Source organism: Mycolicibacterium peregrinum (assembly GCF_001665625.1).
In the GTDB taxonomy this organism is placed as follows: domain Bacteria; phylum Actinomycetota; class Actinomycetes; order Mycobacteriales; family Mycobacteriaceae; genus Mycobacterium; species Mycobacterium peregrinum_B.
The window spans coordinates 1-658 of sequence record NZ_LZSY01000068.1; the positions used below are offsets into that span (position 1 = coordinate 1).

The 658-nt window shown below is 68.1% G+C and carries 1 protein-coding gene; it reads right to left on the reverse strand.

What is annotated here, in order from left to right; translation table 11 throughout:
* On the reverse strand, window positions 1–648 hold a 648-nt coding region (locus A5779_RS09295; protein WP_236734707.1), incomplete at its 3' end, for a DUF222 domain-containing protein.
* Between the last annotated feature and the right edge of the window lie 10 nt (window positions 649–658).

Here is a 658-nt window from a genome sequence, read left to right on the forward strand (position 1 = left end):
CGCCGCATCCGCGGCCGCCCGCTGCTGTGCGGCCGGGCAGTCCTCACGCCGACACAGACACGGCATGCGGGATTCCAGTCGGGCCACCGGCCCCACCGCATCAGCGCGGCGCTGCTCCCGGGTGCGCGGATCGTGGCTGCAGACCGTGTCAGCCACCGCATCCAGGCGTTGGCTCAACGCGACCCCGTCGGCGGCGTGCACATTGGCCCAGATCGAGGCCATGCCGGGGCTGCTCGCCTCGACCTGCACAAACCGGCCGTCGTCGATCGGGGGTGGGACCCGCACCCCGTTGGGGTCGAGTTTGGCGATCCACTGATCCACCCGATCCCGCAACTGCCGTTCAGACAACCGCATCCATTTATGGGCCCGGGCCGCGAGTTCTTCATCCAGGCCGGCCCACACTGCGGGGTCGACGATGCCGGTACGGGCGATGAGCATCCGCACGATTCGGTAGTCGATGTCGCCGGCGGCGAACCGGGCGGCCACCAACGGGAGTTTGTCGCGTAACACCCGGGCGTGATGAATCTGGGTACCGGCCCGGCCCCGACTGATCCGCAACGCCGCCGATACTTCAGCAGAGACTTCTTCGAACGGGTCGGTGGTCCAAAAGATCGACTCGGCCAACTCCTGTTCCCGCAGACTGTCCAACGCCCGCTAC